General features: G+C 51.6%; 4 protein-coding genes. 2 read left to right on the top strand and 2 right to left on the bottom strand.

The window, feature by feature from the left end:
• Both DEM91_RS11985 and DEM91_RS11990 read left to right on the top strand, forming a co-directional pair.
• Window positions 1–537: ATP-binding cassette domain-containing protein (locus tag DEM91_RS11985; protein ID WP_249859069.1), on the top strand; the 537-nt coding region annotated here is incomplete at its 5' end.
• The gene (locus DEM91_RS11990; protein ID WP_249859070.1) at window positions 534–2,267 is read left to right on the top strand and encodes an ABC transporter ATP-binding protein; all 1,734 of its coding nucleotides are present in this window, start codon (window positions 534–536) and stop codon (window positions 2,265–2,267) included. The genes DEM91_RS11985 and DEM91_RS11990, both read left to right, overlap by 4 nt.
• A gap of 211 nt (window positions 2,268–2,478) precedes the next feature.
• On the opposite strand, the gene DEM91_RS11995 is transcribed toward DEM91_RS11990, so the two are convergent.
• Both DEM91_RS11995 and DEM91_RS12000 read right to left on the bottom strand, forming a co-directional pair.
• Window positions 2,479–4,395: a DUF1566 domain-containing protein gene (locus DEM91_RS11995; RefSeq protein WP_249859071.1), complete on the bottom strand. Its 1,917-nt coding sequence runs from the start codon at window positions 4,393–4,395 to the stop codon at window positions 2,479–2,481.
• A 72-nt stretch (window positions 4,396–4,467) separates the two neighbouring features.
• Window positions 4,468–4,677 carry a hypothetical protein gene (locus DEM91_RS12000; RefSeq protein ID WP_249859072.1) on the bottom strand — a complete coding sequence of 70 codons (210 nt, stop codon included), beginning with the start codon at window positions 4,675–4,677 and terminating at the stop codon, window positions 4,468–4,470.
• Window positions 4,678–4,779 lie beyond the last annotated feature (102 nt).

Raw genomic sequence — 4,779 nt, forward strand, 5'->3', positions numbered from 1 at the left:
TCGTTCGTCTTCCAAAACACCCGTCTGTTCAAGACTTCGCTCATCGAAAACCTACGTTACGGCAATCCTGATGCAACGACCGAGCAGATCAACCGTGCCATCGACCTCTCACAAAGCCGCGAGATTATCGACCGGCTGCCACAGGGATTGGATACCGTTATCGGTGCCGAAGGTACTTATCTTTCGGGAGGTGAGCAACAGCGTATTGTTCTTGCCCGTGCCATTCTGAAAGATGCTCCTATCGTCGTACTTGATGAGGCGACCGCCTTTGCCGACCCCGAAAACGAACAGCTTATCCGTAAGGCACTGGCACATCTCACACAAGGAAAGACCGTGCTAATGATAGCCCATAGACTTACCACTGTGCAGGATGCCGACAGCATCGTAGTTGTGGACAACGGCGAGATAGTCGAACAGGGAACGCACAAGGAACTATTGAGTGAGGAAAAGTATTACCACCGTATGTGGAATGAATATCAACAATCCATTTCGTGGAAACTATCATCTATTAAAAGTCATAAAGTCATAAAGTCATGATTAAATATTTTCAAAACCGTTTCGCTCTTACGGAAAAAGGGGCAAAAGACTTGCGGCAAGGCATCATCTTTTCGACACTGCTCAACCTTGTGCTGATGCTGCCACCCACTTATTTGTTTTTCTTCCTGATGGAGTATCTCGATAATATGCCAATGAATGCCCCTCATACGTTGTGGTTTTATCTCCTCGTGGCAGCAGGGTTAATGGTCGTGATGCTCGTCGTGATTCGTCGGCAATACGACAGCACCTATACCACCGTATATAATGAGAGTGCGCAACGCCGTATCTCTTTAGCCGAGAAACTGCGCCGTTTGCCTCTCGCCTTCTTTGGTGAGCGCAATCTCTCCGACCTCACTGCCACCATTATGGAAGACTGCACACAATTGGAAACAACGTTCTCGCACGCCATTCCCCAACTGTTTGCTTCTGTGGTGAGCATTGTCATTATCGCAGCGGGCATGTTCTGTTACGACTGGCGATTAGCCATCGCTGTGTTTTGGGTAGTGCCATTTGCCTTGGTGGTGCTGTTGGTTTCACGAAATCGAATGGACAAGGCTTTTACACGTATCTACCACATCAAGCGTGGCGTGAGCGAACAGATACAAGAAGGACTGGAGTGTGTGCAGGAAATCAAGTCGTACAATGGCGAGGACGAATATAACCAGCGGTTTGACCAGCGATTAAAAACATTGGAAAAAGGACTTGTTGCCGGTGAACTCTTGATAAGTGTGTTTGTCAACATCTCTGCCGTACTGCTTAAATTGGGCATGCCTACCGTCATCGTTGTAGGCGCATGGATGCTTCAGCGTGGCGACGTGTCGGTGTTCGTCTATTTGGCGTTCCTCCTTGTTTCGGCAATGGTTTATAATCCTATTCTTGAAGTATGCAATCACCTTGCCATTCTTACTTTTCTCGATGTACGCATCAAGCGAATGAAAGAGATGGAGGCAATGCCCATACAGACGGGCAACACAGAGGTGGAAGTTTCAAATTATGACATTGAGTTCCACAACGTCAGCTTTTCCTACGAAACAGACAAGCAGGTGCTTCACAATGTTTCATTCACTGCCCGACAGGGCGAGATAACCGCACTCGTTGGATCATCTGGAGGAGGAAAAAGCACCGCAGCAAAGCTCGCTGCACGTTTTTGGGACATCAATAGTGGGAAGATAACACTGGGCGGACACGACATCTCTGACATAGAACCAGAGACGTTGCTCAAAAATTACGCCGTAGTATTTCAAGACGTGATGCTCTTCAATGCCTCTGTTGCCGACAACATACGCATAGGAAAGCGCGACGCCACCGATGAGGAAGTAAGGCATGTGGCACGATTGGCACAGTGCGATGACTTCATCCGTCGTATGCCACAAGGCTACGATACAGTGATAGGCGAAAATGGGGAAACCCTTTCAGGTGGGGAGCGGCAGCGTATCTCCATAGCCCGTGCGCTCTTAAAAGATGCTCCTGTCATACTCTTGGACGAAGCAACCGCCAGCCTTGATGCCGAGAACGAGACAAAGATTCAGGCTGGCATCTCTGAACTGGTGCAGGGTAAAACTGTCATCATCATCGCCCACCGCATGCGCACCGTATTAGGTGCCGACCACATCATTGTACTCTCGGGCGGAACGGTCATGGAACAGGGTACACCCGATGAACTAATGGCACACAATGGGACTTTTGCACAAATGGTAAGACTGCAACAGGAAAACAAAGCTAATTTATAGAACCAGCCTACAAAATATTTGAAAGGGTTGACCGCATTGCTGCGATCAACCCTTTTAAGATATCATTTTCCTTTTGGGGGAATAAAGCTGAGAGAATCTACTTTATCCTCTCCACGGTCTGTCCGCCCGGCTCGCCAGGCTGTATGGCGAACCGCACCTCGGGGGTCTGTACTTCTTTTCTTGCGGAAGCGTTGTCCCCGAGGGTTCGGTGTCATTTTACGAAGCGCACCAAGCGCACGGCGTTGCCGCCGATTTCGGGTTTCGAGCCGGGAATCCCGGCCATCGTGAAGTTGTAGTGGATCATTGACGGTGACAAACCACCGTTGGACGTGGAGGTCCAGTAGTTGAAGTGGCGGCCTATCTGATCTATCTTGCATTTGCCATTTTTAAGGCCTGCGTTCCATCCGACAAAGGGCAAGAAGAGGCAGCCCTTCTCGGTGACGGCTTCCATCTTGAGGATCTTGCCCAAATTGCCGCTCGGCTGGTTGGTGTCGAGGGTACGCTTGCCGAAAGTAGAGCCATTCGGTGCGGTGAAGAGCGACTCTGCAGTCGACTTGTTCATTCCATCGGGGAATATCACGATTCCAGCCTGGTCCACATTTCTCTCCACGGTACCGTTGCCGTTGAGGTCGAGGAACGCGAGGGCGAAGGCAGGCGTGTTGTCGTTAGGAAAACGGCGCTCGTCGAACAGGTACTGCCACTCGCTATTGCTGAGGGTTACTAATGGGTCGGGGCTGTCGGCCAGCTTTGCGTATTTGGTCCAGTCTTGGTCCGTGCCCTTGTACTCTGTGTTTTTTATGGGCAGGAAGTATTTGCCCTTGTTCTTTTCGATGAGGGTGGGGTACTTTGGGCGTCCGAAGAAGAACATGTCGAACACGGGGTTGTCGGTGCAGCTCACGTTCCATGCGCCGTCGACGTCCTGCACACAGGTGTACTCGCCGAAGTAGCCGTTTTCGGTCGTTGTGTTGGTGGGGGGCACTATGATCCACTGCTCGGGGGCGAGTCGGTAGTATCCCTTCAGCACGTTGTACTTGGCTTCCAGCGCTAGTGGTTGGTTCTTGCCCTTGCGGTAGAGGGTGTTGGAGTCGATGTGCTTGCGCACGGTGAGTGAATATACCTGCTTAGGCATCATGTACTGCAGGTTGCCGTCGGTGAAGTTTACCTTCTTGCCATCCTTGCTCACGGTGAACTGGGATGGGGTGCCAGCGGCGGTGCGCACGAAGGCGTCGGCGCGTGTGCCTACGTTCACCGGTTCGGCTCCGGCGGAGACGATTTCGTTGGAGGTTTGCTTGTCGGTGTAGATGTCGAAGGAGAGCGTGGTCTTTTCGGCCGCTACCTTGTTGGGCACCAGAGGGAGGTAGATGTCATAGGGCGCATCAGGGCTCGCGGGGGTCTTGAACACAAGCCCCGAACGCACGTTGCTCTCCTTTCCCTCCATGACGGTGCTCGCAATGTCTCCGCTTGCCGCGTCGACGGTGGCCTGCAGGGGTACGTCGCCGTGTACCACGAGGTCTTTGTATGTGTCGCCCAGGCGCGGGTCGGAGTTGCCCTTGACGCTGAAGTGGGCTGCGGCGAAGGCGTTCTTGAGTGTCACGTCGCCCAGTATGCCCGCCTTGTCGCCGTCCATCTTCACCGTTCCTTCTGCGTTAAGGGCGCAGAAGTTTTTCAGCGATTCGCGCTTGCCGTCGAGCTTAGAGAAGTCGAACATAATCTTGCCGTTCACGATGCGGTCTGTATTCGTGTTGGGGCCGAGATAGAATATGCGGACCTTTTGTCCGGCTGTTAACCCGTTTACGGATCCTTCGAACACGCCCTTCTCCTCGCCTATGCCTTTCTTGATCGTGAGGGTACCGAGAGCTTTGCCGTCAGCGTTCACCACAAGTAGTGCGTCATTGTTCTCCCACAGCCACGGGTTCTTGTCGTCGCCCTCGGTGAGGTTGGCGCGCGTGCCGTCGGGGTTCTCCACGCCGGTCGAGGCGGTTATGGTGAGCGTTACGCCCTGTGCTGGTGTATCGCCGCCGTCGATGATGTCTTCCTGTCCGTTGCACCCGGTCAGTGCAAGCGCCACGGCTGCCGTTACGGTCACCGCTGCCTGTCTCATTGCTTTGATTGCTTTGATTGCTTTCATACTGTCTTTCTTAGTCATTTTTGTCGTTTGATACTTTTGTTTCGTAGTCGCTTTCCTGTAAGCTGCTTCCGCCTACAACCCAGTTTCCCAGTCGCTGTTGAAGGACTTGCTCGACCCTGTCGCGTTTCGTCCTGGACCTGATGTGCCGCTGTCGTCTACAACTTCCCAGTCGCTTTCATCACTGTCCATCGAACTCTTTATTCCGCTGCCAGCGAGCAGGTTCTGTTGCATTTCCGTGGAAACGATTTCAACATTGGGTGTAAAATACTTTTTCTTTTTCATTTTGATCGTTCTTTGATATTATTCTTTAAATAGTGTTTACTGAATAATGTATAACTCTCTGATATTTAAGTTTATATAACTTTATTTCTTCGTTTGTTTAAC

The sequence above is a fragment of the Prevotella sp. TCVGH genome (assembly GCF_023522295.1).
GTDB classification, from domain to species: Bacteria; Bacteroidota; Bacteroidia; order Bacteroidales; family Bacteroidaceae; genus Prevotella; species Prevotella timonensis.

What these genes read in the sequence shown, in the direction of transcription:
- DEM91_RS11990 (WP_249859070.1), top strand. Translation starts at nt 534, where the DNA reads ATGATTAAATATTTTCAAAACCGTTTCGCTCTTACGGAAAAAGGGGCA.
- DEM91_RS11995 (WP_249859071.1), bottom strand. Translation starts at nt 4,395, where the DNA reads ATGAAAGCAATCAAAGCAATCAAAGCAATGAGACAGGCAGCGGTGACC.
- DEM91_RS12000 (WP_249859072.1), bottom strand. Translation starts at nt 4,677, where the DNA reads ATGAAAAAGAAAAAGTATTTTACACCCAATGTTGAAATCGTTTCCACG.